We start from the raw sequence: 25,505 nt of genomic DNA on the forward strand, positions 1-25,505 counted from the left end.
AAAAACCTTAACAAATAGTGACCAGGACATTTCCATTGAGCTCCAGAATCTTTTTGTAAAACTCTTTCATATTTACAAAACTGATTCGAATATCATCCTTGATTTCTTCCTCTTCCTCAAGATAATCCCAAATATCAGGATACAAGTCAGCTTTTTTACAAGCTTCCATACTAAAGTTAGCCATAGCCTTGTCCATATCAAATTCTTCTAAAGCTTCTACAATCTCGGCTATCTTGGTTTTTTCAGTATAGGCCATATATTCAGATACATCCTCTAGAGGAGTCACCCCTAAAACAGCTTCTCTCAAGGGATTGTCATCCAAAAATTCTGAACTACTAAATCCTGTCATGACAAAAACCAAGGCATCCCACATTTTGTCAATATCTAGTAAGATATCATGACTATCAGCTGAGTCCTCAGCAAAGTCTAACAAGTCATCTTCTTGGTTAGAAAGAGCTTTTATTTGTTCTAATTCATTGTCTGGTAAATATTGATAATTGGCAATCATTCCCATGATTTTACTCCTTTGAATCTTGTAGGATAATACTGATGTTTTTAGCTCTATTTCTATAGAAAATGCTATAATGGAGCTAAGAAATTGTTTTATTGAATGTTAAATAGGGAGAAATAGTAATGTTCACTAGTATTGTTTTGGGTTTTTATGCTCTTTTCTTTCTATCCTTGTCCTTTACTATCTATCTCTATATCAGACTTGTAGTTGCGGTCAGACAAGGGAAAGATGTCCCAAAATGGATCTATAAACTCGGCCATGCCATTCAAGGAAGAATTCACGTTGACTATGAAGAAATCACTGATGCTAATGCCCTTAAAGAGATTCATTGGTTCTTTCTAATCTATCTAATCGTAAATCTACTGGTATTGGCTGTCTTCTACTATCATGGCAATAGCTTTCCTCAAGCCATTTATGAATGTTTGAAAAAACAATTTTTTATCGTACTTGTTAGTATGGTTTTAAAAAGTATTGGCAAATTTATCGTATTAGCTATAAGAAAAAACTTTCATAACAGTCATGTCTATGCATCAACCAACGCTTTTATCGGGACAGCTTTTTTAACGAGTTATGTTTTTATGTTTTGCATGATGATGAGTGGCCTTCCAGCTCAACCTGTTCCAGTAACCATTCAAGATACCACTATCATTATCGGGGAGACCAAGGCTTCCGAACTTTTAGACCAAGGCTATACCTTTGGAGATAAAGGCGCAGAGAGCTCCATCACCAATCCCAAAAACGACCACTTCTACTACGGTCAGCTTCTCGAAGTCAAGCGGGATAATCAGTCCTTTGGCTTTATGAGCCTCACTCCCACAGGTAAAGATACTGATCAGCTTAAAAACTGCGTCATCACCTATTACAGAACACCTAAGGATAACAATCAACTAGAAGAAATTTCCATCAATCATGTCAAGCTAGCAAATATCAAGCTCCAAGACTTTCAAACACGAAAATTAATCGATATCTTTGAAGTCAATCCTGCTGATTATAATGTCTCTGATAAGGATACCAACTTTATCCTAACCATCCAAACAGCAGATTACGACCTCTGGAAAAGGTACCGTATTGAATCCAAGTTCAATTCAGATGGTTCGATTGATAGCTATGGAGTCAGAGCCCAGCATAGTCAATGGGAATGATTGACCATTTCCCCCTTTATCACATAGGCATTAAACTGGAAAAATATCGTCGACAAGCTTGTAGGTTTCGATGAAACGAAGGCCAGAAGAGCCTTTATCTCTAGTGATTTCTTCATAAATATCTTCTAAATTTTGGGCAGGTGCCAACATCCAAAGACTAAAAGGTCTAAGTTTCACCTGTCCAATTTTTTCAATATTATCTAATAATTGGCCTAAATCTTTGTGATTGAACCAGCAATCTGTAACCAGAGCAAACTTTGTATTGTCCATCTTACAGGAGATATGACTGGTCAAAAAATCATCGATAGTGGGCTTTTTTGTTTGTAAGAGGCGCGTGCAAGCCAAATGGTACTCAAGCTTTCTAGGACTCTGCTCAACCATAGATACAAAGACAAGACCATACTCATCTTGGAACTTAACAGCAAGGATATCCCCTTCTTCAAAGTAAGGTTTGCGTTTAGTTTTGGCTTTAGGGACCTTTAGAGGCCTAGGATTTTCAGTTTGCAACTGAACTGCAAGTTTTTCCAAGACCTTTTGCCTTTGCTTCAAAGCCTTTGGATCTATTTCCAACCAAAATGGATCAGCCCTTTTTTTGATAAGCTCTATTGTTTTATCTCTGATATCGTCTGTCAGGTGACCGATCTTCCACAACGAGTAGGCAAGAGCAGTCCAATAAATTTCTGTAAAAAAGTCTGTTTGGCAGTAATCATTCTCCGCATCAAGGATATCCTTGATGATATTCGCTACATGTTCACCGTCTCTATAGCGACCAACTACCTCATTGTAAATGTCATAACCTTGATCACTGTCAATGATTTTAACGCCATCAATAGCCATTCTCAACTCCTAATGTTCAATCGACATCTTATTTCTAAATCTCAAAACTTATTTAATCTTATGCTTGTTCATTTTCTCTTGGAAAATATCTGTAAGAATTTGTCGCAATTCTTGAGCTTCCTTTTCAGGAAGTTGTCCTTCTTGTTCAGCTACAGCATACAATTCTGGATACTCAAGAGAGATTCTCTTAATGGTACGTGTAATGGCATGTTTTCTAACAAAAAATGGAATCCGTTTAATCATATCCTGAGGAATTAATGCGATAATCTTATCAGCAGTTTCTTTATCACTCAGTTTAGAAAAAGTCAGTCCCTTTTTTATCATTTCTTGTTCTTTTTCTGTAAAATCTTTAATATCCATTGTGTCTCCTTATAACTATTTTATTTACTACTATTATACTATTTTTTTAATTGGTCGAATGAAAAATCTCTATAAATCCTCTCTTGCCCAAGAACGGAATCTGTTGTAACAGATAGTTTTTTCAGCAACTCTTGGATATCAATATCTTTGGGAAGAGGATTCAATTCTCCCAGACTATTTTTCTGAAGATGTGCTGCAAAGATAAACTCTCCCTTTTCCCAATTCATAGCACAATCATTGATAAGATCTACTGGCGACAGGTCCAGCAGTTCTTGCTCTTGAGCTATAAAAGTCTCGTAGAGCAACTCAAAAATAGCTTCCTTATCAATTTTTACAACTCTTAATGTATATTCATCCATGCTTGCTGTCCTTTAATCATCACTATCATCTTCTGTCACATGCCAAACCTGAGCTTGGTAGGGTTCTCCATCTTCATCGTATCGATTGATATAACCAATAAACCTTTCATTTTTTCTTGGTATCTGCTGGTTTCCTTTGATAACCCAAACAGCCCATACCCCTATTAGGAATAAGACTATCAGTCCAAACAATGCTTCCATAATGTCTACTCCCTTAAAATTGAACCCATTTATCATTATCCATAATAAATGGCTTAGCTAGACCTTCACCTGTATAGTTTTGGTATTTTGTATCTAGATATTTGTAACAATCTTCCTTGGTCGCAAATTTGATGGCTTGATAAGGTTCCTCAAAGGTTAACTTTTCGACAAAGAGATAGCCATCCTCACTTGGCACTAGTATGCCGACATGACCGATAAAGAGGGATTGACCATCCAAGTCATCATGGACTACTACGGAGAGCATCCTTGCATTTTCATTAAACTTGAATTGAGAGAGGAACTGTTCCATCTTAGCAGCATGCACCTTAACATCTGTCGTTGCTTCGGTCTTGACTCTTGAGAATAAAATATCAAAAGCATCTTTGTCTTCCGTACCAAAGACTTTTCCCTTATCAATGGCATCATTATCAACAAACAAAAGGGAATCATCTTTCTCTAACTTCGGAATTTCGATAGAATTTTTCAATAAACAATAACTGTTAATCCGACAGTTGGTACCTACAAAATCACCTTTCTTCGGTGTCCAAAGATTGCTAATTTTTTCTACGTCATACTCGGTTTTGGTAAATGTAGAAAAATCTCCAGTTAAGCCAACCGAACCAACAGTATTGTTATAATCGTTGACAAGATTGAAAAATGCATCCACACTTTCTTTTTCCAAATGTGCAGCCAAGGCTTTTCGAACTTCTTCTGCACTGGGCTTACTGTTCATATTGGTATAGCTAGCCTTCCAGGAAACCTGATTCGACTGTGATTGAGGCACTGAAGTTTCAGCAGTACTATCAGAAGTCTTTTGAGTTTGATTACAAGCTACTAAGGTCAAAAGAAGCGTTGAGCAAAGACCAATAGTCGCTAATCTTTTAATTTTCATAGGCTGTCCTCTTTTAAAAATATCGTTAAAAAGACTTTTTAAAGCTTAATGATATTATTCTTTCGACTGAGAATAGACTTGAATATGCTGATCTAGGACCTTAATTTCCACTGGTAGATTATCAGATTTATCTCCATCAACATCCGTTTCCAATTCACTATCTGAAGAGATTTTGATATGACGAGCTTTCATATACTCGATGTGATCATTTTCCACGACATCCCCTTTTAATAAGTCAGGGATTACAGATAATTTAGAAAAAATTGATGCATCCTTAAGAATCAGAACGTTAGCATATCCGTCCTTATCTTCTTCAAAAATCTTCTTGTCAGCGAAATAATTGGTGAGGAGAACTAAAACGTGACTTGCTTGACCAATATAGTTTCCATTTTCTGTTTCAACTTGAATGTTAAATGATTGATCTGTCACGACAGACTTTACAGTATTAACCGCATAGGCGAGCATACCAAACTTTGTTTTATCTTCAATTCCAACGTTATGAATAGCTTCTGATAGTGAACCAATACTAAAAATATAGCCGAAATAGTGCCCATTGGATTTTCCGATATCAATCTTATTTGTAGAACTAAAATCAAGCTCATCAATAGCACCGTCAATATCTTGATTGATTTCTAATAGTTTGGTGATAAGATTTCCTGTCCCTCCTGGGATAATCGCAAGTTTAGGAATATAGTCCCTTTCAGCAATACCTGAGATCACTTCATTGACTGTCCCATCTCCACCGAATACAAGAACTGCCTCATATTTTTCTTTTGAAGCTTCTTCAGCAAAATGTGTTGCATCCTGAGCTTTTTGTGTAATTATGGTATCGACTTGCTCGAAGTATTTTTTAGCCTTATTTTCTAACTTTTCCTTATAATCTAAAGCCTTTTCTCCACCAGAGGTTGGATTGATAATCAACATTATTTTTTGCATTCATTTTCTCCTCAATATCTATTTACATCTTTAGGCTATCAATATATCTTTTTTTGATACACTTTATTATATAATGAAATTTCTAAAAACAAAAATTGAAAGTACTGAACTAAAATAGATACAATCATGAACTGTCTAAGAATTTTTCTTTCAAAATTGGAAAAATAGATTTGTGGAAAAAATTTTATCAAGTTACAAACTGAAGATATCATCTCATTCACTCTTTCTTCATATACATCAGTTTTTATTTTACTTTAAAACAAAACCTATACTTCTATTATTTTTTTAGCCACAAATGTTGTAAAAAACTAATATCTTTATAGGGTTTTAAATCACATACTGCAAGTTCAATCTTTGTCATTTCTTCTAACCAGTTTTCTTTGTTCTTAAATTCATTTGGTTGTAGACTGTAAAATGTTCGAATCCCCAAATAGTTTTCTAATTTAAGACCAGACAAAGCTAATAATTCCTCTATCGTATAAGTAGAACCACTTGCAAAAGATTGGCTCTCAAAATTTTCACCATTGAGTAAGCTAAATGCTTGATTGATGTCATTAGCAAAAACAACACTTTGTAGAACTTTTCCAACGTGATTATGCTTAATAATTGAAATCAAGCCATCATCTTTTAAAATTCTTTTGAACTCCAGAAGATAGTCTTTTCGGTCATTAGGATCTATATATTCTAAAACATTATGGCAAAGGACAAGATCAAAGGATTTATCCGTAAAACGAGCGAGTTGGTCAATACTTCCCCACAATTTTTCATAGGATGTGGAAGAGTTGGCATAGAGCATTTCCTCATTAGGTTCAACAGAAATAACTTGATTCTTGCGAGAGAGAAATTCACTGACCAAGCCAAATCCAGATCCAAAATCAAGAATTTTCTTACCTTCCAGATGAGCAAGTTGGGCAAAGGTTATTTCATATTGTATCTTTCCCCAAGGTTGTTTTAACATATTTCTATAATGTTCAAGATCAGATTTTTTACTTGTCATGTCTTACCTCATTGGAACTGATATTTTTCTTTACAATCATTTCTTCTAATAATTTACAGTAAACTGCCGGATTTTCAGTGATCTTACAACAGTGGTCATATCCTTGCCAAATATGAAATGTGGCATGAGGATACTTTTTTGGAAGAACTTTTTTAGCAGCTATCAAGTCGAATTCTTTTGAACCATAAAAGAAAACACATTTTTTTTGTTCCTCTGGCGTAAGGTTAGGCAAAGCTACGAAGGCACAATCATGGGAAATATGTTTGATGCTTTCTTCACCCATAGCAATGAAAGAATCCGCCATCATCTCTCCTTTTTCTCCATAAAGTGCAACCATCTTACGAACAGCTAGATCTCTATTTCGCAGAGCTTTTCTATGCTTTATTAACAATAAATACCTAGTAAATACATCAAGCAAAGGCGCTTTGGTCCATAAACTGACCCCTTCAAAAACAAGTTTCTCAAACTTGATGTCCTTGTAATTCAATAATTGCAGTAACACAACTCCACCCAAGGATGCGCCAAAGGCTAAACACAAGTCTTTTATATGATGAGCTTTTAGATAATCATAAATCATCTGGCTTTCCTTAAGAGCCGATTCGTAGATGAGCGAAGCTGATTGCCCATGCGCCGACAAATCCGGAATAATATATCTAAACTCTTGCCCCATCTGGTCTGCAATCAGGGACTTCATCCCTTGAGCCGATGATAACATCGGGTGGATTAACAATATCGTATCTTTCTGATTAGAATTAAGATCAAGAATGTTCATTATCTATCACCAGATTTCTTTCCTTTTTAGCCCTTATCCTTAAAGAACTTATACCATCCATTTATGATTTATTCAGATAAATGCTTCAATTATAATACCTTCACTTGAACCCCTTGCTTGTCGAAGGTTTTTTTGACATGTTCAAAATTACCGCTTATGATAGTCGCTTGCTTCAGATTTGGAAACTGTCGCAGTTCTTTAAGACTAACTTCATTTAGATCGAAACTATCATCTTCTCCATCCCACTGAGGAATCAAATTCAGATAAATTTCATTTCCTCCATCCATATAGATTTCTTGGACCTGTTCGGCATATTTCTTAGGTATAGGAAGATTCATCATATATTCAAGCGCTGGCTGAATTATCTCCATACTTTCTGTGTCGATATTCAACTCACTGGATTCCTCTGCAAAGTCAAAAATATTAAAAACAGGTTTCAAAACCTCTAAGTCATACATTAAAACCTGGATAATGGCTAGTTTAAAAGCTATATTTTCAAAGTACAACAGTTCTTCGTCAGTTTCTTTTAACTTGTAGCCTTCACGTTCACGTTTTATCTCTGGAAAATAAGAAATCGAAAGTGTGTCTGTGATGGTCCCTGCAATTCCATTAAAATTAGTTCCGTAAGGGGTCCATAAAATCAGGTTAAAATCCCCTACTCTATGCCTATCAGAAAAGAAATAAGGAGATTTTCCATCTGATAATACCACAGCTTGACATGGTTGCTTTGGCAATTCTTTCTCTCCAGTCATAGATTTTACAACATCGCCATAGTAGAGGAAAACAGTAGAAATCAAATGTTCCTCATCAATGTAGGTCTTACATTTTTTTAAATGATTATTAATTGAGAAAGAATGTCCAAATACAATTCCAGCTTTATCATAAATGTATTTGATAAACTTATTATCTCTTTTGACAACCTGATCAGGCTTCCCCAATACAGCTTCAATATCTTTCAAGGACAAAGGAAAAGATAAGCTGGTTCCGTTAATAATCATTGAATTGTTTTGAAGATTGATTTCAAGTTTTTTGTGTGTTTTTTTCTTAAAAAAATCAAACATATTATTACCTTTTCTTAAGTTTCTTCCAGATAAATCTTGACCGCTTGGTATTCCTGCTCTTTAGCATAGGCAAATACTTCTGAATTTCTAATGTAGTCAAAAATATTTTCCTCTAAATCTTCATCCCAGGTCGATTCATGAAATATTTCATTCTCTTGACATGCTTCATAGAAAATATCAAGGTGAACTTGATAAAACTCTTCATCTTCATTTGGGGCTTGCCTTACTAAGGATAGTTGAAACAAGGGCTTATCAGATATAGCTGTAAATGTCCCTGTTTCAAATAAAATCATCTCATCCTCAATAGGCTCACGACACAAGTCTTCAAAAATTGCTACTATATCCTCTAAGGGCATCTTATCGGTGATTCTTTCTCTTAAAAATTCAAGTGATTGCTTCATATTGCTCCTCTTTCTACATGTTTACCATTAGAAACTGACTAAAAATTAAAAGTAACCTATAACTCTAATAATCTCTATAAAGTAGTATATACCTATTACGATAGCTATCATAATTGCTAGAACAACTAAACCAATGATAATCCTTGCCCAGATATGCCTTTGTGCCTGTTCGATGACAAAAGCACTAAGAGACGCGAACGATAATCCAAAAGCAAGAAAGATAGATATGGCCCAAACAAACGGAATAGCTGTCATCCAAGGGTAGGGAAATGGTTGGCCGACTGGATGATTTTCTAAAATAAAATAAGTAATAATCGCAACTAGATACAAAAAAATATTCACGATATATAAATATTTAAAAACCTGACGTCTATGAAAGAATACCATCAATCCTAAGACGAAAATCATGATAAGGGGGATGAAAAGACGCCCCCAAATATAACTGTCATTAAACATAGCTAACTCCTATATCTTATGCAAAATCACTTTCAACTACCAATGCTGCAATTTGCTAATCTGGTCTCCCTTATTCCTGATGATTCCAAAGATATTTTTCTGAATGACACCAGCCAGAAATATAGTCTAGCATTTCTGCAAACAACTCTTTTATCATTCCATCTTGTAAGCTGTCATAGTATGTAAAAAATCTCTCATAAACTTGTGTCTCCTTCATACCTAGATGATGGATTTTCCTTAAAAGATCATACCCTAACTCCGCATATTCTTGATAATTTTCAGCTGTAACCTGATTCGAATATTCGATTATTTGAAGAAATAAGCTCTCAAATTCAGTCAACTTTCTCACCTCTGATCTAGCTTTTGACTCCTTAAATAACTAATCTTAACTTGGAAAAATCCTATTAAAAAATAGAATTCTACATCCTTTATTATACTACATTAACAGAAAAAAAGACTGAACCAGATGGCTTTCACCCTAGTTTCAGTCTAGATCTTTTTGATAATCGGAATAGCCACTGTAAGGACGTCTATCCCCAAATTAATTCCATGTACTTGGTAGTGATAGATTGGAACAGAGTAAATTTTTTGAACTCTTTTTCTGAGGTGACTATCTATTATTTCAAGTAAAATTCCATCTGATAAATAGGGAATTTCTGGTCCGCTGAGTAAATCTTCTTCTAGAAAATTCAGGTCCCATCCCTCATCAATAGATCTGCAAAAAAGAATCTTACCAAAATCAATACAGTATTTGAGCTTTTGATTCTTTAAGCCTTCAAGAAAAATTTGCAGATGATTTTCTTGAGAAAGTTGACACCGTAGTTCATACCAATCATACTTGATTTCCTCACCAATATGAACCCACTTCATTTTTTACCAACCTCTTCTATCCTTATATCACTCTCTTGATTTTTATAGAGAATTAAGTCAATGACTAGATTCTTTGCACAAATACGAAAATGAACCAAGTCTTCTTCAGTCAAAACTCCACCCGCCCTATGAATCACTTCTGTAATCAGGCTACTGGTCTCTAGCTTACAAATCGGGGATTCAAGCTCTGGCAAACTAGGAATCTGATGAAGAGTATCAAATAAGTCTCTATCTATGATTTGGTAAAAATGACAGAAGGGAAATTTCAATCGAATCAGATTTTTCTTTCCCTTCAAAGTCATCGTAGAAATCTCGTAATGACTATTCTCACTAAAAGCTGCACTAGCTTCATATTCATCTTCTGGAATAATAAATTTCCACTCTAGCATTAAATCTCTCTCCACTATTTTCTCATCTCATTAATTTTCAATTTTCATCTCACATTTTTTAAAATTTTTCGTGAGTAACTTCTTCAAGATAGTCATCCAGATGATGGTAGATTTGCATATCTTCTTCTGAACCATCTTGCAAAACTGCAAATACCTTCACTTTCTCATCATTGACAAATACGAAATTATGTTCACCAAAATAAGCCTGATAGCCCTTGTCAACTAAGGTCCAGAGTTCACCTTTTTTTAAACTGAAAATATCATTTTTCACTAGATAGGTTTTCCCGATTTCCATTTTCACAATGTCCTTTCTCCTTAAGAAAGCAGATAGTGCTAGATGTTTCTCTTTACTGTTCAAGCTGTCTACGCAAGCAGTGGCATACACTCAAAAGGAACTTTGAGTGACTATTGGATATACTCCATCGCTTCTTTAATATATCCTACTACATCTTCAATTTCTACAAACAGCGGGTCTAAGTGACATAGGAAGTGCCAATCTTCGGTGTCGCGTTTTCTGTAGACAATCGCTTCACCGTCTTCACTTCCGAAAAAGCTTCTGTCGACTTCATATCCACTGCGCTCTAAAAAGTCTTTTGCCTGATGATACCTAGTTTCTCTTGCTTCGATATAGGATTTGACTTCATCGTTATTAACGACATAGGCATCGACTTTTGTAGCTCCTTCAATCACTTTATCGTTTTTAAGGGATAGATTCGAAATTTCTTTCCAAATGATCTCGACATTTTCTTCAGGTTCAAATGAAAATCTAGATAAAGGGACAATATTCCCATTGAAGACAATTTCCATATAATCCGCTAGATTTTTAGGATTAAAATACTCCACTTCAAAACCATCCTCGTTTTCTAGAGTATATCCAGGAATTTGAACTACAAAGGCTTTCCCCTCCTCTAAAGAATCAAACACGACTAAATCTTTAGAAAAATCATTTTGGTACAATTCCAATATAACCATCGATAACCCACCTTCCTTCAAATCTAATCACTGCAACTCTAACATTAGTAATTACGTACTATAATAGTACACTATTATTTTATTACAATCATTTCTTCCCATTGTTTTAGAACATCCTTTAAAGGCTCATCTAGATAGGTATAGGCCTTTTCCTTAATCCAATCAGGTATACCATAAGCAGCTTCGGCTATACTTCCTGTTATCGCAGCGAGAGTGTCACTATCACCGCCGAGAGAAATAGCATTTCTGATAGCATCTTCGAAGTCTGTACTTTCAAGAAAGGCAATGATGGCCTGAGGTACCGTATCCTGGCAAGTTTCATTGAAACGATAAGTAGGACGAATTTCATCTAGTGTTTGAGAAAGATTATATCCATACTCTTGTTCTATGTGTTCCTTGATGAGTCTCTTACACTCCATAGGATTGTCGTTAACCGGTTTTCCATAGTCACCACTATAACCTCCAAAGTAATAACGACACATAAAGATAGCATCAGACGTCGCCATAGCTCCTTTGATCCCTTCTGGATGGTTATGCGTCACCTCTGCAGAAAGTTGTGCCAGACGTTTCACCTCAGACGGCAAATCCTCTGTTGTGGCATCCAACCTCCAAGCACATGGAGAAAAACGCATTGCTGATCCATTCCCAAAGCTATTATAAGGTTCTCGATCGTCGCCATCAACCCAATTCCCAAATCTTGCACCGTAACCTGCATCGGGATACATCCTACCATATTTTTTCATGGCATCAATAAAGTCCTCCTTCTGTCCGCCGTTCATGATTGCTTCTGCCGCAGCACAGGTCATCACCGTATCATCTGTGAAAAAGCAGTCATCCCTAAAAAAAGGAAAATCCTTCGTTTTATTATTGTTCCATTCATAAACGGAACCTACAATGTCTCCAATAATTGCTCCTAGCATGAGATACCTCCTTGTGAACTATTGGTTTAGGCTGACATTTCTACTTACCATACTCTTTTATTTTATCAGCATATTCAGTCAAAAGATTCTTTGAATAAATTTTTTTAGCTTTTGAATTTCTAACTTCTTTCCAAAGAATAGAAGCTACTTTTAACTTGTTTGAGTAGTTACGACTATTTTCGTCTGCACAGAAATCCTTTAGAAATTGGTTCCATTGACAAACCGAATGATCATACTTGGCAAAATCTGAATTTCCATAATAAACTTTTAGCATATCTTGGATTGTAAAACTCAAATCATTTTCTCTTTTTACTTTTCTCCAAGCTGTAGCCATATCAGCAGTAAATTTAAATGGCGAAACATCTGTTAAAGTTGAGAAATATTCTCTAAAGTGTTTATTAAAGGAGAATCCACATTCAAGTAAGGGCGTACTTAAGGTAACGACTTCTACTCGTTTCTTTTTCCTTTTTATTGATGATTTTTTAATCAAATTACCCTTAAAGTACTGCTCAATAATATCATTTAGTTCCTGTTTTGTCCCTCTATATTCAAGTCCTAATGATTTGCATATCTGTGAGAGTTCATCACGATACCAATAGTATTTATTAAACTCATCAAAGGATGTGACTTTATCAAACTCAGGTCTGCTTTCTATCAATATAACACCTCCTTAAAACAAATTTAGGTTGTCATAGCGAAATAATGGAGTTTTAGTTTCATTGTTATGACGTTTAACTTCGTTTCTCCAATAAGCTTACATATTCGATATGATGCATCTGTGAGACTCAAAAGATTCAGTGAACCTTTTGAGGATTAACTGCGTTTCACTAACAAACTCACACACTCGACATGTGGTGCTAGTAAACTTCTATATTATAGATCGAAAGGGATAGAGTTAATGTTTAAACTTAAACTTTAGAATGAAAATATTTTTTCTTTTCTTACCCTACAGTATCCGTACAAATTTTATAGGCTTCATCTCATAAAAACTTGTACCTTGCTAAATTCAACAAACTGAAGCTTGTTTGTCTCATTTAGCTTTCTTGGGTTTCTTTTCTGGCAGTTCCGCATACATACCTTTCAGTAGTTCAGTAATCAAATCCATATCCTCAAATCTGTCGAATGCATACATCAATGTCTTTGAACCCTCATACGGATAACGCAATTCTGAGTCTGCAAGAAGTTTGTCCGATGTCGGCGTTCTCTTTAAAAATAGTTCATTATCGCAAATGTCACCTATCAGCTTACCGTTAAAATATATAAGGTAGCCGCCCATCATGGATCTTATGACAATATCACCTGCTGCAGAAAAAATCTCACGAACAAATTCATTAAATTCATTCACTATGATTACCTCCTTCAAAATCAAATATTCCTTACTTTATGGCAAACTCTTGCCCTATTTATCCTCAAAATTTCAGCAATCCATTTTCATCAAATTGAAAATTCGGTCCCCATGAAACTTCCCAATAGTATCCATCTAAATCAGAAAAATATGCGTGATATCCACCCCCAAAAACTTCCTGTGGCTCTTTCACAATTTTTCCACCTGCTTTTCTTACTAATGCAATTACAGCATCAACATCTTCTTTATGTTCAACATTGTAGGCTAATGTAATTCCTGAAAATCCATTTCCTTTTGGTGGATTATTTTCATCAATATCTTTTGCTAATTGTTCCAAAGGAAATAGTTCAAACTTTGTTCCCGGAGTATCAAAAAAGCATACCAGCGGATTATTTTCTCTGCAATCAGTCTTATAGCCTAAACCATCTCTATAAAACTTGATTGACCTTTCCATATCTTGAACACCTAAACAAATACAAGTAATCTTATTCATCGTTACCTCCTATGAATTCTAATTTGTCATACAATCAATTTACTTGCCAACTTGTAAACTTGTTTTATCTCTTTACTATTAATATCCCAACAATCAAGTTCTTCTTTAATTAACTCTGGAAATTTTTTGCTAATATCCCTCAAAGAATTACCAACTGATTTTCTAACATATTCACTGGAATCTTCTTTTAATGTTGCGATTCGTTTAATAGCTTCATCTGGATTATCCTTGAAATATGGTCTACTCGTCCATATTCTCAAACCTTCTATAACAGCTCTTCTGACATTTGGATTATTATATTGTAGCCAGTCGTCAATAACCGGAAGAGATTTTTCATAACCTGTTTGCTTACAAAATTCATCAAATGCTTTTGCTAATACTTCTTGAACTCTCCAATTGTCATCCTTTGAAACCTCATCCCTCATAAATAACAATATTTCTTCATATGATGACAAATATCCAAAGAGAAATACACTGTACATTCTAACTTGATATACATTGGATTTAAAGGCTAAAAATGCTAATTCTTTGGTATACACATTATCGTTTGATAGATAGTCAGCAAGAGCTCTATTCTCTTCCTCTTTGAATCCATTTTTTATCAAAGAAAATTCTTTTTCTAAATTTAAAATATATTCTTTCATGTAACTTGACTCCGAAACAACATTCCAAGTTTCAAGATAATTCTCTATAGGTATTAATAAAGAATTGAATTCGTTATAATATGAGCAAATAACCTTGACATTTTTTCAAATTGATATTTAAACCCTTTTATTATTCAGCCTTTTCTCAATCAAATACCAACTAGGAATGATTTGCTTCATATCATCATACCATTCTAAAATTTCCTTAGCTTGATTTTGCATTACTGATATTTCTTCGATTCCGTAAGGAACAGACCATGGCAGAGCACCAACTATGTTATTTATAATATAGATAGCAAGAAGTTTCCAAAATAAATCTGGAACCTTACCATCAAAGTATCCATCTATCATACCAGAGGCAAAAGAGGGAGAGACTTGAGCAGACCATACAATACGATTGAATTCCTCCCAAGGATCTCCAAGGTCAAATCGATCAAAGTCAATGACATAAATTTTACGATCTTCACCAATCATGAAATTCCCGATATGATAATCTCCATGTTGGAAAACCTGTGGTCTATCTTTTAACAATTCTCGATTTGCATTTAAAAAATCAATAAAGATCTGACCATTTTCATATTGGACGGGACATTCTTTGTATTTGGAGATTTTATCATCAATTTTTCGATTAAAAAAACTTTCCCAATCTTCACGAACTTCTGTAACAGGAAGTGAATGAATTTTTCGAAGTATACTTCCTGCTTCTACTCCGTAAGTGTATTGTTGTTCTTTTGAAACAGTTAAAATGGTTTCTCTTGCATCTTTCCCGTCTATCCATTCGTGTAAAGAATGTACTCCATCATCGCAGAGTTCAATGCTAATTGGTTTACACATCGGAACTCCAAGAGAAGCTACTTTCTCCATCATATCAAATTCAATTTTTTTAGAATCTAACTTCTCCTTATCAGAAACACGCAGGAAATATTTTTGCTGATTTTGATCTGTCACACAATATTTTTTATCATCTGACCACCCTTTATTTATGGCTATCTTACTACTAAAATCCATCAAGCACACTCCGATTCATTTCACAACACTTTTTGCAGTTTTCACTAGTAATCTATCCATTTCATCAATACTTTAGTTTCGTAGATTCAGATTCGCATGATTAAAACTAGTCAATTTTCTCTATGATATTTCCAAGTTTATCCAATACAAGACAGGAATGATCATTTAGTGGAATTATGGGAACATCAACAAGTTCTTCAGCTCTATCCTTATTAGCTTTATCATTCCATGAATCATAATGAACACTAATTAAAAACTGACTAAAGATTCCTAATCCATTTTTTATCTTTATCTGATGATCTGAATTATCATTAGGTGAAACATAGACTTTTTCTCCTAATAATAGGGCTCCTGCAGAAAATCCCATAACTTTTGCACCTTTATTCAGCATACGATCGATATAATTTTTGAACTGCTGATTGACGTAAGTAGCTAAATACTTTTCCGTATTTCCACCACCTATGATAATTAGATCAGCATCTAGATAGCTACCAAAATTAATCTGCTCAATGTCCAAGAGTAAGTAATCAGTGTTTAGGTTAGAAAAATGGCTTTGGAAAACTTCCGTGTACTTTTTCATATAAGGTTGCCAATTTTCTCGATAAACTGTAAAAATGACAATTCTTTCGATCTTCCTTGATGACATAATTTTATTAACAATCGTATGGTTCTTTATCGGCGGATTTCCACCCATCAAAAAAATTTGTTCGTCCAATCTTTCACACTTTCTAAAGATACATAAATTTTGACCACGTTCTGAAATTATAATTTTTTCTTAAAATGAATAATTCTATTTGCCTCCTGAAATCCAATATTGAGATGAAATCTTATAGAATCCGTATTGGTTAAAGTACAGTCACTTGCAAATTCCTTACATCCTTTATTTTTCGCCCATTCCTCACATTTTTTACAGAGATTTTTAGCAATATCCTTTAAACGATATTCCTCGTCGACAATAATCCCTTCTAAGAATCCAACAGGACTATATTTACAGCCTTCAACATAATCAAATCTGAGTGAACATAGTGCTAGACCTACAATTGTGTCACCTTCAACTTCAGTAAAGATTGCAGTATTTTTGCCATTCGTATATTTTTTTACTTCATCAATAGCTTCTTTATCGGTCAATTGGGGCCATAATTGTTTCATTAGTTTAGCCGTTTTTATAGATTCTTTTGTTATTCCATCCATATTGATGTTCCTCCGCAAATTACAGGAAAATGTTTCGAATCATTCTGTTACTTTGTTACTCATTGATTGATACCAATACCATCCCCTTCTACTTTTCGACTGTCTCAGATAGGAAGCGCAGAGCCACGCACTCAGCGGTTCGGACTTACCGTATCATTTCGTCGGTGCCCCTCCTCATTCTAGGAGTCCTATCGCATGGGCCGAACATCTGCTTCTACTTCTCTGATGCCTCAGCTCGTACAAGCAGTGATACCGCCTCAACATGAAACGAGTGAACACTAATTATGCCAGGTAGTCTTGTCTGTTCTATAAACTTTTTAATGATAACATAAGATTATCGTTAAATGGTATTACCTAGATAAACTGAGATTTTATTATTTCTTTTTCTTTGGTTTTGGTGCAGGTAACTCATCATACATTGAATTAAATAAGCCGGTTAAATATTCTTTGTTATCAACATCATCTACCAATAGCATTTCCTTTGCACCTTCATACGGCAATTCGTATTCTACATTCGGCATATACACTATTGCAGATTTGACAGGCTTCACTAAAAATCTATCATCATAAATTCCACCCATGATTTTCCCTCGATAATAAATTATGTATTCACCCATCATTGCTCTATATGATATTTCTTCCAACTCGGACAATTGTTCTAAAATGAAATCTAAATAGTCTTTACTTGAAGCCATTTTTGCTATCTCCCTTAATTACTAAAATTTCAATAGTCCATTTTCATCAAATTGAAAATTGGGTCCCCAAGAAACTTCCCAATAATATCCATCTAAATTCGAAAAATATGCGTGATATCCACCCCAAAAAAGTCCCTGTGGCTCTTTTACAATTTTTCCACCTGCTTTTCTTTACTAATTCTATTACTAGCCAATATAGTATAAATTATATAACCAATAAAAATGATAATAAAAATAACATAGCAGCTAGTCTTACAACTTACTACTTTTCATATGATAATTTACAAATGTCTTTCCAGCCACTCGATCTTTTTAAAATCCTTATTGTTATTGTGATCATTTCGATAGGAGTCTTGAGAAGAAGCTTTGTAAATACTTAGATACTGCTCCAGACTTGGAAGACGAAAAGTGATGCCTTCAATGTGAATAAGCTCTATAACCGATTCCGAAACTCCTGCAAAATCAGGTAAGGAATCGATACTTCCAAATTCAACACTCACTCGATCCTTTTTGAATTCATGCTCATGAATATCTATTAAGACGTAGCCTAAGTCTTTCATCACTTTCATTATCTTGTCCCAGTCATAAATTCTGAGATGGTCAGGTGCTTCCCAACCTCTAGGGTCACCAGGCACATGAATGTCAATGTCAGACGGCCCCCAATTTTCTTTCGTTCTAAACTCCAATCCCAAAGAACCCATCAGTGTCGGTGTAATTCCGACTCGATTTAAATGGAAACAAATGGTTTTAAATTCTTCAAATAAGAGACTCATGTTTACTCTAAACCTTTCATCTAAATGTTCGTTATTTCTACTTTATTACTTTGAACAAAATCATCTTCATTTTCTAGAGTATATCCAGTTATTTTGGATACAAATTCTTTTCCTTCTTTTAAGGACCCAAATGCGACTAGATCTTTATAAGAAGGATTTTGATACAATTCTAATATGTACATCTCTACTCCTTCTGATTTTTAGACATTTATCCGCGTTTCGCTAACAAACTTACACACTCGACATGTGATAATATTTTTTTTGTACTAATAAACAAAAGGCAATGAAAATCATTTTAAAATGATACTGTGGAACGGAAAGATTTTCGCCAGTTCCAAAAGAAACGATATTCATCACCCCACTTTAAATTATAATAGAAAATTCTCTAACATAGATCATCTAATTAGCAAATCGTTACTTTAAATAACGCATTTCCTTTTCTAAAATTTAAAATATTTTTTTCTTACTAATTCTATTACTCGCCAATATGGTATAAACTAAATAAACAACAAAAATGATAATAAAAATAAGATTAATTTTTAACACAAAATAGAGATTTAACAAATTTGCGAACGCATGAAATAAAATACAATACCCCACAGATTTCGTTTGACGGTAAAGAAGTCCTAAAACAAAACTTAAAAATAACGTATGTATAAAAAATAAAATAAAAGGAAATCCTTGATGACTTTCTCCAACTATAAACCATAAAGGCAGATGCCAAATTCCCCAGATTGAACCTACAATCAAATTAGATTGCCAATAAGTATATTTTTTATCAAGTAAGGGTTGTAATATTCCTCTCCATCCTAATTCTTCATGTCCACCACCAAAAAAAATTAGTTGTATAAAGAATAATGGCATCAGATAAATGGATACACCATTTAATTCTAAGGAAGATACAGAAAATAGTAACAAAATTGCTAACAAATGAATGATGAAATAAATACTACTATTTTCTTTCTTACTAAATACAAAATGTTTAAATTTTATATTATTCCTTTTCAAATAAAAGACACTTGCAATAGCTGGTCCAAGTGCACCTACTATATGTAAAGTTCTTCCTATAATCGTTTCTAATCCAAAAATATGAGATTGCGTAAAGATGGCAAGAATCCCCCAAGCTATATAAGTAATTCCAAATGTACAATAAAGATAATTTTTTAAATTCTTTTTGTCAATTTCTGTCATTTTATTGCCCTTATCTTGATTATTTTATGAATAATATTTTTACTGCTTCTTAGTTGCTGTCGATTATAACTACCTATATTCTATCACAAAAACACAAAAAAAGCCTTACAATCAAGGCTTTTGATTATCCCTTTCGTTACAAGGTTTCTAGGCTTTTACCAGCAAAGCTACACACTCAGCGGTTCGCTATTACCGTATCGTTTCGTCGTATACTCCTTACTCTACGACAGCTATCCCATGGGCAGAACATCTGCTTCTACTTCGCTAATGCCTCAGCTCGTACAAGCAGTGATACTGCCTCAACATGATGCGTCTGCGGAAAAAGATCCACCGGCTGGACTTTCTTCAATTCATAGCCCAATTCTTGGTAGAGTTTTATATCCCGCGCCATGGTAGCGACGTTACAGGAGATATAGGCGATGCGTTCAGATCCTGTTTGGGCGCTTGCTTTGATAAAGCTTTCGGTCAAGCCCTTGCGTGGTGGGTCGACCAGGATGGCAGTTGGTTGGATACCCTCCTTGAGCCAACTTTTCATGGCATTTTCAGCTGTGTCACAAACATAGTGGGCATTGGTGATACCGTTCAGTTCTGCGTTCTTCTGGCTATTTTCAACTGCTTCGGGGATGACTTCGACACCATAAACTTCCTTAACATGCTTAGCGACAGATAATCCAATAGTTCCGATTCCTGAATAGGCATCGATAACCACATCGTCTTCTCTTAACTCCGCAAAGTCAATGGCTGTTTGGTAGAGCTTCTCTGCCATTTCGGTATTAACCTGATAAAAGGCTGGTCCAGAGATTTGGAAGCTATTCCCTAACATTTGGTCTGTAATGTAATCTTGACCATAAAGCGTACGCCATTCTTTCCCAAAAATAGCATTGGTATTCTGGTCATTAATATTTTGCATGACAGACACAATTTTTGGGAACTGCTTGATGACTTGTTCAATCAACTGTTCAACTCGGAAAATTTTAGGACGAGTTGTCACCAAAATAACCATGATTTGACCTGAATGATGACCACGACGTACAACAAGGTTACGAATCAAGCCAGACTGTTCCTTCTCATCATAGGGTTTTAAGTCATAAAGACGGAGCAAATCTCGTAAAGCCACAATAACTTGGTCAATCACTGGATCTTGGATATAAAAATCTTCAAGAGGCATAAGATCATGAGAATTCTTACGGAAGAAACCAGTCTCTAGAACACCATTAACACGACGAACAGGAACCTGAGCCTTGTTACGATACTTGACAGGATTTTCCATACCAAGAGTATCAGCAAGCTCTACATCAGAAATACCAGCAATCTTGTACAGACTGTCTTTTACTTGCTTGGTTTTAAACTTGAGTTGCTCTGGATAAGCTAGATGTCCCAAGTCGGCAATGCCTGAACGCAGGTAAGCCAAATCTAAGTCTTGGTTACGATGTGTAGATTGTGTAAGATATTCCTCGACTTTACCAAAGCCAATCTTCTTGTTGACTTTAAGGACTCGCATAAGGATTCTTTCAGTCGGAAGAGCATTCTCTACAAAAAAGACCAAGCCATTGACCTTGGCAACACCTGCTCCTTCATGGGTCAAATCGACAATCTCAACTTCTATAATATCATTTTTCTTTAACATATTTTTCACTTTCTATGTGCCGAAAAAAAGACGGCAACTGTTCTGTTACCATCTATTATACCATGAATTAACCTAAGCACCAAAACTCTTGAAGAAATCAAGGATAGCTTGCCAAATTGAGCTAAGGATATTTCCACCGTCTTGAATAGCTTTATTGGCATCAAAGTTTAGGTCAATATTGCTGAAACTATCACCTGCTTGTGCAACGATACTTTGTTTTAGATCTTTTAGCGTCTTAGTAAAGTCTTCGTTATTTAAAATATCACTCTTTGAAAGATTAAAGGCAAAGTTGATGATGACATTGATCTGATTTCCTGTTATAACCTGATCTAGCTTATAATTTTTTAATGTATCTTCGACAATCTTACGAACATCATCCTCTGTGAGCTCGCCTTTAGACTCTTTAGCTTTAGCAATAGCAGACTTGATATCAGCAAGGGCTACATTGAGTTTATTGGCATCATAGCCTGATTTGTCCTTGTTTTCATCATTGATGTCTGACAAGGCTTTTAACTCTTCCTGAGCCAAGTTTTTATTTTCCTGAGGTAACTGAACACCATTAGACTCAAGGGAATAGTAAATACCTGCTAAGGCACTTTCACCAGTAACTGGAATTGGTGCCGCAACGGTGATACGCGCGTGCTCCACACCCAAGGTAACAGCCGCATTACGGTACATATCTTGCGTTACTTTAGTAATATTTTCAGGTGTCTCAATCTTGACCTCAAGTGGAGATTTTTCTCCTAATTTTTGAATTTTTGCTGATGAATAAAGTTGAAGACTTGAATCGTTTGCGACATTCATAATTTTTGAGTAGACATCTGGTGTCATAGTCTTCAAATCTTTAGTATCTTTTGAGGCATCATAGCCAAGTTTTTTAAGTGTTTGATTTTTTTGATCTTCCGTTAATGAAGAACCCAAGACGTACTCAGGTTGAACATAAGTTTCATCAATTACTTTTTGAACATCAGTGGCTGCTTGAGCGCTTTGCAAAGTTGCAACTGCTAAAAGAACTGCAGCGCTAGTCAGAAAGAATTTCTTTCGCATGAGACGTTCCTCCTTTTCCTATCTAGCATATTAAAGTATCCTTAAAGAAAGCTTATAAAAGCACCTAGATTCTTCTAAGTGCTTAAAATAGATTAAAAAATTTAATAATGTAGAGGTTTAGTTGAACCTGTCTAGAGTAATAATAGTTCCCACCATCTACATAAAGTTCTCCATCCTGAAAGATGGAAATTGGGTTGAGGTAGCGATAGGTTTCCCCAGTTGTATTTCCTAAAATCGGAGCAACTGTTTCTCTCGAATACTGTTTGGCTAGGGCAAGTGTATTCTCTTTCCCGTTTTGAGCGATAAAATCGATATAAGCTGGACCAAAGTTATAAGCCTGTACAGCAGTCCAAACATCTACTCCTTTTTCTTGAGCTAAATACAGATTTTCAGTCAAGGTTTGAATTCCCTGACGAATACTACTCCTATTGTCAGAAATTGTATTAGTAGTACCGCTAGCAGACTCACTGGACTGCATCACGTCACTTTCTTTACCTTTGGTTTCGGTATAAATCATGGCCAAGACTAGTTCTTCATTTGCTGGCGTATCTTGCTCACTTAAAACTTCTCGTACCAAGGATTGATAAGTCATGACCTGCTTAACATCCTGATATATGTGAAAAAGTTTATAGCCAGTAAATAAGATAAGAACAAGTAGCAAGACCCTTCTTATAAATTTAAACATTATTTGCTTTGTATATCCTCGATGTTTTTGATTAAGATAGAGTAGGTTCCATTATCATTTTGGATAAATTCTACCGACTCAGCATCTTGGTAAATATTATTGGGTACAATTAACTCAATACCATTTGATAGGGAAAGTTTTTGGTTTTCAAATTTCTTTAATTGGCGACTAGCATCGATTTCATCAAACTGAACTGGCTCCGGTACAGCTTCTTTTACCTGATCAATAAAGCTAAGACGTGCAGTGAGATTATTGTCAAAGAGGTCATTGGCCAATTTTTCAGGAGACAATTCATTGCTTTCTTCAAGGTTGTTGAAAATAGCGGACTTGACCTTGGATTGAAACTGGAAATCATCTGTATTAAATGTTTCAGCAATTCTCTGAGCCGTTTTTTCAAGTTCCTTGATAGACTTTTTAGGTGAAATCTTTGGCTGATCCTGGATCAGATTCTCAGAAAAATAGTTTAAAAAAGTCCCGTTATACTTGATTCGTTTTTCGATCAGATGGTACTTGCGACTCTGAAGATTGACGACCAAGGCCTCGTCAGCCCCTGTACCAAATCCAGGCAGGTTATTCTGAGTCAGCTTGATTGGATTATCAACCTCTCCACCGAGGTGGGTCAAGGTCTCACGCAGGGCAATACGTAAAAAAGCAAAATGCTCTACTCCTTCTTTAGAAAACTGCACAAAAATCAAGTCGTTGGTCTTGAGATTTTCAGAAATGCTGAATTCCTCTTTCCATAGGTTTGCTAGCGTCACCGATGTCTCCAATAAATCGTCTGTGATGTGATTGAAGAAGGGATTTTCTTCTTCGAAAATCCCAGTCTTGGCTTCATCTGAATACACACGTTCAATTTTCTTGCGCAGGTATTCTTCGATTTTTGGAGTGATATTGAGAAATTTATCCGCTAGAAACAAGTTCGTGTCATCTGGGCTGAACTGATGGATAATGGCTTTCTTAATATAAATGTCCATAAAAGTATTAGTCCTCATACAATGGGAAGGCATCTGTCAATTCTTTAACTGCGCTTCTCACTTCTTCTAAAACAGCTTCATTTTCTGCATTCTTAAGAGCTTTAATGATGAGCTCAGCCACTTTACGGCTCTCTGCTTCACCAAATCCACGTGCAGTAATGGCTGCAGATCCGATACGAATACCACTTGTCTTAAATGGTGACAAGGTTTCGTAAGGGATTGAGTTTTTATTTAGAGTAATATTGACTTCATCCAGCAAGTTTTGAGCAACTTTTCCGTTTTCTACAACTTTTGTTACATCAACTAGGAAGAGGTGATTTTCAGTACCACCAGAGATAATACGGAAATCAGGGTCTTGCAAGAAGACATCTGCCATAGCCTTGCTGTTCTTGATGACATTGGTAGCATATTCCTTGAAGGCTGGATCCAAAACTTCTTTGAAAGACACAGCTTTAGCAGCGATAACGTGCTCCAAAGGTCCACCTTGGATACCTGGGAAAATAGCTGAATTGATTTTCTTAGCTAAGTCTTCATCATTGGTCAAAATCAAACCACCACGTGGTCCACGAAGGGTTTTGTGGGTCGTTGTTGTAGTGATATGAGCGTATGGCACTGGGCTTGGGTGAAGACCAGCAGCAACCAAACCAGCGATATGAGCCATATCTACCATGAGCTTAGCTCCAACAGCATCAGCAATTTCGCGGAATTTTGAAAAGTCGATAATTTGAGAATAGGCTGAAGCACCTGCTACGATTAGTTTTGGTTTTACTTCTTGGGCTTGTTTCAAAATAGCATCAAAATCCAAGAGTTCCGTTTCAGGGTCCACACTATAAGAAACAAAGTTGTAGGTTTGACCAGAGAAGCTAACTGGAGCTCCGTGGGTCAAGTGACCACCTGCTGCCAAATCCATCCCCATAACGGTATCACCTGGTTCAATCAAGGCCATGTAAGCCGCACAGTTGGCTTGGCTTCCTGAGTGAGGTTGGACATTAGCGAATTTAGCACCGAAAATTTCTTTTGCACGTTCAATAGCTAGACTTTCTACCACGTCTACCACATCAGTCCCACCATAGTAACGGCGGCCTGGGTAACCTTCGGCGTATTTATTCGTCAAGATAGACCCTTGAGCTGCCATAACAGCCTTGGAGACAACGTTTTCCGAAGCAATCAACTCAATGTTGTTTTGTTGGCGTTCTTCTTCTTTGGCAATAGCATTCCAGAGATCAGCATCGTATGCTTTAAAATCATCTTTGTCAAAAATCATAGGTCTTCTCCTTTATAATGTGACAGGTCCTTTAGTTTGTTTTAGAATATGAAAATAAACTAAAAGATGCGAATAAACCGTTTCTGCATTTTATCACAAGTATAACCAACTTTTTCATAAAATGCATGAGCACCCAGACGATGATCGGCAGAGTTTAAGCGGATAAACCCATAACCACGTCTTTTTGCTTCTTCTTCCAACCCTTTTAGCAAGCTTTTACCAATACCTTGACCTTGCGCTTGAGGTGAAACTGCTAAAGCTAAAATATTAAATCCTGCTTTGGAATAGAGTGATTCGTAAACTTCAGCATGGACATATCCAAGCAAGGCATGACTGACTTCATCCTCATAGCCAAGTAAAAAATGATGTTCATCTTGAGATAATCTAGCTAGTTGACTAGCTGTGTCCTCTGGACTGAAAGAATAACCTAAAGCATCTTGGTTAATCTCACATATAGCATTCACATCTGTTTCTTGCAAATCTCTTATCATC

At 35.6% G+C, this 25,505-nt stretch carries 36 protein-coding genes and 2 pseudogenes; 1 reads left to right on the forward strand and 37 read right to left on the reverse strand.

Translation table 11 applies throughout. The features are described from left to right. Positions 1–7: 7 nt before the first annotated feature. Positions 8–514 carry a YfbM family protein gene (locus tag QM887_RS00865; protein WP_414270093.1) on the reverse strand — a complete coding sequence of 169 codons (507 nt, stop codon included), beginning with the start codon at positions 512–514 and terminating at the stop codon, positions 8–10. A gap of 119 nt (positions 515–633) precedes the next feature. On the opposite strand from QM887_RS00865, the gene QM887_RS00870 reads away from it, so the two are divergent. After that, complete coding sequence (locus tag QM887_RS00870) at positions 634–1,653, forward strand: hypothetical protein (protein WP_414270094.1); 1,020 nt, start codon at positions 634–636, stop codon at positions 1,651–1,653. 30 nt (positions 1,654–1,683) lie between these two features. Here the strand turns inward: QM887_RS00870 and QM887_RS00875 are convergent, their stop codons facing one another. The 36 genes and pseudogenes from QM887_RS00875 to QM887_RS01050 form a co-directional block, all read right to left on the reverse strand. Beyond that, positions 1,684–2,490 (reverse strand): hypothetical protein, encoded by an 807-nt coding sequence (locus QM887_RS00875; RefSeq protein ID WP_414270095.1) that lies wholly within the window; start codon positions 2,488–2,490, stop codon positions 1,684–1,686. Positions 2,491–2,538: 48 nt separating this feature from the next. Next, positions 2,539–2,850, reverse strand: a complete 312-nt coding sequence (locus QM887_RS00880; protein ID WP_414270096.1) for a hypothetical protein — start codon at positions 2,848–2,850, stop codon at positions 2,539–2,541. 38 nt (positions 2,851–2,888) lie between these two features. Further along, positions 2,889–3,209, reverse strand: a complete 321-nt coding sequence (locus tag QM887_RS00885) for a hypothetical protein (RefSeq protein ID WP_414270097.1) — start codon at positions 3,207–3,209, stop codon at positions 2,889–2,891. A gap of 12 nt (positions 3,210–3,221) precedes the next feature. Continuing rightward, positions 3,222–3,410, reverse strand: coding sequence for a hypothetical protein (locus QM887_RS00890; RefSeq protein ID WP_414270098.1), 189 nt, complete (start codon positions 3,408–3,410; stop codon positions 3,222–3,224). 13 nt (positions 3,411–3,423) lie between these two features. Continuing rightward, positions 3,424–4,302 carry a DUF4300 family protein gene (locus QM887_RS00895; protein WP_414270099.1) on the reverse strand — a complete coding sequence of 293 codons (879 nt, stop codon included), beginning with the start codon at positions 4,300–4,302 and terminating at the stop codon, positions 3,424–3,426. 54 nt (positions 4,303–4,356) lie between these two features. Beyond that, positions 4,357–5,238, reverse strand: a complete 882-nt coding sequence (locus QM887_RS00900; protein ID WP_414270100.1) for a diacylglycerol/lipid kinase family protein — start codon at positions 5,236–5,238, stop codon at positions 4,357–4,359. A gap of 277 nt (positions 5,239–5,515) precedes the next feature. Further along, positions 5,516–6,235: a class I SAM-dependent methyltransferase gene (locus tag QM887_RS00905; RefSeq protein ID WP_075230104.1), complete on the reverse strand. Its 720-nt coding sequence runs from the start codon at positions 6,233–6,235 to the stop codon at positions 5,516–5,518. Further along, on the reverse strand, positions 6,225–7,007 hold the full coding sequence (locus tag QM887_RS00910) for an alpha/beta hydrolase (protein ID WP_075230103.1): 783 nt from the start codon (positions 7,005–7,007) through the stop codon (positions 6,225–6,227). The genes QM887_RS00905 and QM887_RS00910 overlap by 11 nt, the downstream gene beginning before the upstream one ends. Positions 7,008–7,096: 89 nt before the next feature. Then, positions 7,097–7,966 carry a DUF6892 domain-containing protein gene (locus QM887_RS00915; protein ID WP_414270101.1) on the reverse strand — a complete coding sequence of 290 codons (870 nt, stop codon included), beginning with the start codon at positions 7,964–7,966 and terminating at the stop codon, positions 7,097–7,099. Between the two features lie 116 nt (positions 7,967–8,082). Next, positions 8,083–8,469: a hypothetical protein gene (locus QM887_RS00920; protein WP_075230102.1), complete on the reverse strand. Its 387-nt coding sequence runs from the start codon at positions 8,467–8,469 to the stop codon at positions 8,083–8,085. 45 nt (positions 8,470–8,514) lie between these two features. Then, positions 8,515–8,925, reverse strand: a complete 411-nt coding sequence (locus tag QM887_RS00925; protein WP_075230101.1) for a hypothetical protein — start codon at positions 8,923–8,925, stop codon at positions 8,515–8,517. 70 nt (positions 8,926–8,995) lie between these two features. Then, entirely contained in the window at positions 8,996–9,265 is a 270-nt protein-coding gene (locus QM887_RS00930; protein WP_075230196.1) for a hypothetical protein, read from the reverse strand. A gap of 149 nt (positions 9,266–9,414) precedes the next feature. Then, positions 9,415–9,795 (reverse strand): hypothetical protein, encoded by a 381-nt coding sequence (locus QM887_RS00935; protein WP_414270102.1) that lies wholly within the window; start codon positions 9,793–9,795, stop codon positions 9,415–9,417. Continuing rightward, the gene (locus QM887_RS00940; protein WP_414270103.1) at positions 9,792–10,184 is read right to left on the reverse strand and encodes a hypothetical protein; all 393 of its coding nucleotides are present in this window, start codon (positions 10,182–10,184) and stop codon (positions 9,792–9,794) included. The genes QM887_RS00935 and QM887_RS00940 overlap by 4 nt, the downstream gene beginning before the upstream one ends. A 58-nt stretch (positions 10,185–10,242) precedes the next feature. Then, positions 10,243–10,485, reverse strand: a complete 243-nt coding sequence (locus tag QM887_RS00945) for a phosphohydrolase (RefSeq protein WP_414270104.1) — start codon at positions 10,483–10,485, stop codon at positions 10,243–10,245. A gap of 104 nt (positions 10,486–10,589) precedes the next feature. After that, a complete protein-coding gene (locus tag QM887_RS00950; protein ID WP_414270105.1) occupies positions 10,590–11,156 on the reverse strand; it encodes a hypothetical protein in 567 nt (188 codons plus the stop codon). A gap of 74 nt (positions 11,157–11,230) precedes the next feature. Beyond that, complete coding sequence (locus tag QM887_RS00955; RefSeq protein WP_414270106.1) at positions 11,231–12,076, reverse strand: ADP-ribosylglycohydrolase family protein; 846 nt, start codon at positions 12,074–12,076, stop codon at positions 11,231–11,233. 40 nt (positions 12,077–12,116) lie between these two features. Beyond that, positions 12,117–12,734 carry an SAP domain-containing protein gene (locus QM887_RS00960; RefSeq protein ID WP_414270107.1) on the reverse strand — a complete coding sequence of 206 codons (618 nt, stop codon included), beginning with the start codon at positions 12,732–12,734 and terminating at the stop codon, positions 12,117–12,119. Positions 12,735–13,106: 372 nt separating this feature from the next. After that, the gene (locus tag QM887_RS00965; RefSeq protein WP_006153684.1) at positions 13,107–13,421 is read right to left on the reverse strand and encodes a TfoX/Sxy family protein; all 315 of its coding nucleotides are present in this window, start codon (positions 13,419–13,421) and stop codon (positions 13,107–13,109) included. A gap of 64 nt (positions 13,422–13,485) precedes the next feature. Then, positions 13,486–13,914 carry a VOC family protein gene (locus QM887_RS00970; RefSeq protein WP_414270108.1) on the reverse strand — a complete coding sequence of 143 codons (429 nt, stop codon included), beginning with the start codon at positions 13,912–13,914 and terminating at the stop codon, positions 13,486–13,488. 26 nt (positions 13,915–13,940) lie between these two features. Beyond that, positions 13,941–14,558 (reverse strand): DNA alkylation repair protein, encoded by a 618-nt coding sequence (locus QM887_RS00975; protein ID WP_414270109.1) that lies wholly within the window; start codon positions 14,556–14,558, stop codon positions 13,941–13,943. Positions 14,559–14,675: 117 nt separating this feature from the next. Next, the gene (locus tag QM887_RS00980) at positions 14,676–15,566 is read right to left on the reverse strand and encodes an aminoglycoside phosphotransferase family protein (RefSeq protein ID WP_414270110.1); all 891 of its coding nucleotides are present in this window, start codon (positions 15,564–15,566) and stop codon (positions 14,676–14,678) included. A 106-nt stretch (positions 15,567–15,672) separates the two neighbouring features. Continuing rightward, positions 15,673–16,281 carry a Type 1 glutamine amidotransferase-like domain-containing protein gene (locus QM887_RS00985; protein ID WP_414270111.1) on the reverse strand — a complete coding sequence of 203 codons (609 nt, stop codon included), beginning with the start codon at positions 16,279–16,281 and terminating at the stop codon, positions 15,673–15,675. 47 nt (positions 16,282–16,328) lie between these two features. Then, positions 16,329–16,757 carry an aminoglycoside 6'-N-acetyltransferase gene (gene aac(6'), locus QM887_RS00990; RefSeq protein ID WP_414270112.1) on the reverse strand — a complete coding sequence of 143 codons (429 nt, stop codon included), beginning with the start codon at positions 16,755–16,757 and terminating at the stop codon, positions 16,329–16,331. Positions 16,758–17,131: 374 nt separating this feature from the next. Beyond that, the gene (locus tag QM887_RS00995; RefSeq protein WP_414270113.1) at positions 17,132–17,452 is read right to left on the reverse strand and encodes a TfoX/Sxy family protein; all 321 of its coding nucleotides are present in this window, start codon (positions 17,450–17,452) and stop codon (positions 17,132–17,134) included. A 21-nt stretch (positions 17,453–17,473) separates the two neighbouring features. After that, positions 17,474–17,623 (reverse strand): annotated as a pseudogene (locus tag QM887_RS01000) (glyoxalase); the annotation flags it as partial. Continuing rightward, positions 17,599–17,691 (reverse strand): annotated as a pseudogene (locus QM887_RS01005) (CPBP family intramembrane glutamate endopeptidase); the annotation flags it as partial. The pseudogenes QM887_RS01005 and QM887_RS01000, both read right to left, overlap by 25 nt. A 42-nt stretch (positions 17,692–17,733) precedes the next feature. Then, positions 17,734–18,225, reverse strand: a complete 492-nt coding sequence (locus tag QM887_RS01010) for a nucleotidyltransferase (RefSeq protein WP_414270114.1) — start codon at positions 18,223–18,225, stop codon at positions 17,734–17,736. Positions 18,226–18,245: 20 nt separating this feature from the next. Further along, entirely contained in the window at positions 18,246–18,407 is a 162-nt protein-coding gene (locus QM887_RS01015) for a hypothetical protein (protein WP_414270115.1), read from the reverse strand. A 265-nt stretch (positions 18,408–18,672) separates the two neighbouring features. After that, on the reverse strand, positions 18,673–19,416 hold the full coding sequence (locus QM887_RS01020; RefSeq protein ID WP_414270116.1) for a lysostaphin resistance A-like protein: 744 nt from the start codon (positions 19,414–19,416) through the stop codon (positions 18,673–18,675). A 256-nt stretch (positions 19,417–19,672) separates the two neighbouring features. Continuing rightward, positions 19,673–21,043: a 23S rRNA (uracil(1939)-C(5))-methyltransferase RlmD gene (rlmD, locus tag QM887_RS01025; RefSeq protein ID WP_414270117.1), complete on the reverse strand. Its 1,371-nt coding sequence runs from the start codon at positions 21,041–21,043 to the stop codon at positions 19,673–19,675. A gap of 72 nt (positions 21,044–21,115) precedes the next feature. Beyond that, entirely contained in the window at positions 21,116–22,090 is a 975-nt protein-coding gene (locus tag QM887_RS01030; RefSeq protein WP_414270118.1) for a DUF1002 domain-containing protein, read from the reverse strand. Positions 22,091–22,172: 82 nt separating this feature from the next. After that, positions 22,173–22,775 (reverse strand): lysozyme family protein, encoded by a 603-nt coding sequence (locus QM887_RS01035; protein WP_414270119.1) that lies wholly within the window; start codon positions 22,773–22,775, stop codon positions 22,173–22,175. Next, positions 22,775–23,749: a nucleoid-associated protein gene (locus tag QM887_RS01040; protein WP_414270120.1), complete on the reverse strand. Its 975-nt coding sequence runs from the start codon at positions 23,747–23,749 to the stop codon at positions 22,775–22,777. The genes QM887_RS01035 and QM887_RS01040 overlap by 1 nt, the downstream gene beginning before the upstream one ends. Before the next feature lie 7 nt (positions 23,750–23,756). After that, entirely contained in the window at positions 23,757–25,013 is a 1,257-nt protein-coding gene (glyA, locus tag QM887_RS01045) for a serine hydroxymethyltransferase (RefSeq protein ID WP_414270121.1), read from the reverse strand. Positions 25,014–25,072: 59 nt separating this feature from the next. Next, positions 25,073–25,504 (reverse strand): GNAT family N-acetyltransferase, encoded by a 432-nt coding sequence (locus QM887_RS01050; protein ID WP_414270122.1) that lies wholly within the window; start codon positions 25,502–25,504, stop codon positions 25,073–25,075. Between the last annotated feature and the right edge of the window lies 1 nt (position 25,505).

It is taken from the genome of Streptococcus infantis, assembly GCF_047460875.1.
Lineage (GTDB): Bacteria > Bacillota > Bacilli > Lactobacillales > Streptococcaceae > Streptococcus > Streptococcus infantis_AA.

Excerpts from the sequence above, each read along its gene's own strand:
- QM887_RS00865 (WP_414270093.1), bottom strand. The coding sequence starts at position 514 with ATGGGAATGATTGCCAATTATCAATATTTACCAGACAATGAATTAGAA.
- QM887_RS00925 (WP_075230101.1), bottom strand. The coding sequence starts at position 8,925 with ATGTTTAATGACAGTTATATTTGGGGGCGTCTTTTCATCCCCCTTATC.
- QM887_RS00935 (WP_414270102.1), bottom strand. The coding sequence starts at position 9,795 with ATGAAGTGGGTTCATATTGGTGAGGAAATCAAGTATGATTGGTATGAA.
- QM887_RS00885 (WP_414270097.1), bottom strand. The coding sequence starts at position 3,209 with ATGGATGAATATACATTAAGAGTTGTAAAAATTGATAAGGAAGCTATT.
- QM887_RS01015 (WP_414270115.1), bottom strand. The coding sequence starts at position 18,407 with ATGTACATATTAGAATTGTATCAAAATCCTTCTTATAAAGATCTAGTC.
- QM887_RS00875 (WP_414270095.1), bottom strand. The coding sequence starts at position 2,490 with ATGGCTATTGATGGCGTTAAAATCATTGACAGTGATCAAGGTTATGAC.
- QM887_RS00940 (WP_414270103.1), bottom strand. The coding sequence starts at position 10,184 with ATGCTAGAGTGGAAATTTATTATTCCAGAAGATGAATATGAAGCTAGT.
- QM887_RS00890 (WP_414270098.1), bottom strand. The coding sequence starts at position 3,410 with ATGGAAGCATTGTTTGGACTGATAGTCTTATTCCTAATAGGGGTATGG.
- QM887_RS00975 (WP_414270109.1), bottom strand. The coding sequence starts at position 14,558 with ATGAAAGAATATATTTTAAATTTAGAAAAAGAATTTTCTTTGATAAAA.
- QM887_RS00920 (WP_075230102.1), bottom strand. The coding sequence starts at position 8,469 with ATGAAGCAATCACTTGAATTTTTAAGAGAAAGAATCACCGATAAGATG.
- QM887_RS00970 (WP_414270108.1), bottom strand. The coding sequence starts at position 13,914 with ATGAATAAGATTACTTGTATTTGTTTAGGTGTTCAAGATATGGAAAGG.
- QM887_RS01030 (WP_414270118.1), bottom strand. The coding sequence starts at position 22,090 with ATGCGAAAGAAATTCTTTCTGACTAGCGCTGCAGTTCTTTTAGCAGTT.
- glyA (WP_414270121.1), bottom strand. The coding sequence starts at position 25,013 with ATGATTTTTGACAAAGATGATTTTAAAGCATACGATGCTGATCTCTGG.
- QM887_RS01020 (WP_414270116.1), bottom strand. The coding sequence starts at position 19,416 with ATGACAGAAATTGACAAAAAGAATTTAAAAAATTATCTTTATTGTACA.
- QM887_RS00950 (WP_414270105.1), bottom strand. The coding sequence starts at position 11,156 with ATGGTTATATTGGAATTGTACCAAAATGATTTTTCTAAAGATTTAGTC.
- QM887_RS00955 (WP_414270106.1), bottom strand. The coding sequence starts at position 12,076 with ATGCTAGGAGCAATTATTGGAGACATTGTAGGTTCCGTTTATGAATGG.
- QM887_RS00900 (WP_414270100.1), bottom strand. The coding sequence starts at position 5,238 with ATGCAAAAAATAATGTTGATTATCAATCCAACCTCTGGTGGAGAAAAG.
- QM887_RS00910 (WP_075230103.1), bottom strand. The coding sequence starts at position 7,007 with ATGAACATTCTTGATCTTAATTCTAATCAGAAAGATACGATATTGTTA.
- QM887_RS00905 (WP_075230104.1), bottom strand. The coding sequence starts at position 6,235 with ATGACAAGTAAAAAATCTGATCTTGAACATTATAGAAATATGTTAAAA.
- QM887_RS01035 (WP_414270119.1), bottom strand. The coding sequence starts at position 22,775 with ATGTTTAAATTTATAAGAAGGGTCTTGCTACTTGTTCTTATCTTATTT.
- QM887_RS00995 (WP_414270113.1), bottom strand. The coding sequence starts at position 17,452 with ATGGCTTCAAGTAAAGACTATTTAGATTTCATTTTAGAACAATTGTCC.
- rlmD (WP_414270117.1), bottom strand. The coding sequence starts at position 21,043 with ATGTTAAAGAAAAATGATATTATAGAAGTTGAGATTGTCGATTTGACC.
- QM887_RS01050 (WP_414270122.1), bottom strand. The coding sequence starts at position 25,504 with ATGATAAGAGATTTGCAAGAAACAGATGTGAATGCTATATGTGAGATT.
- QM887_RS00980 (WP_414270110.1), bottom strand. The coding sequence starts at position 15,566 with ATGGATTTTAGTAGTAAGATAGCCATAAATAAAGGGTGGTCAGATGAT.
- QM887_RS00895 (WP_414270099.1), bottom strand. The coding sequence starts at position 4,302 with ATGAAAATTAAAAGATTAGCGACTATTGGTCTTTGCTCAACGCTTCTT.
- QM887_RS01010 (WP_414270114.1), bottom strand. The coding sequence starts at position 18,225 with ATGAGTCTCTTATTTGAAGAATTTAAAACCATTTGTTTCCATTTAAAT.
- QM887_RS00870 (WP_414270094.1), top strand. The coding sequence starts at position 634 with ATGTTCACTAGTATTGTTTTGGGTTTTTATGCTCTTTTCTTTCTATCC.
- QM887_RS00880 (WP_414270096.1), bottom strand. The coding sequence starts at position 2,850 with ATGGATATTAAAGATTTTACAGAAAAAGAACAAGAAATGATAAAAAAG.
- QM887_RS01040 (WP_414270120.1), bottom strand. The coding sequence starts at position 23,749 with ATGGACATTTATATTAAGAAAGCCATTATCCATCAGTTCAGCCCAGAT.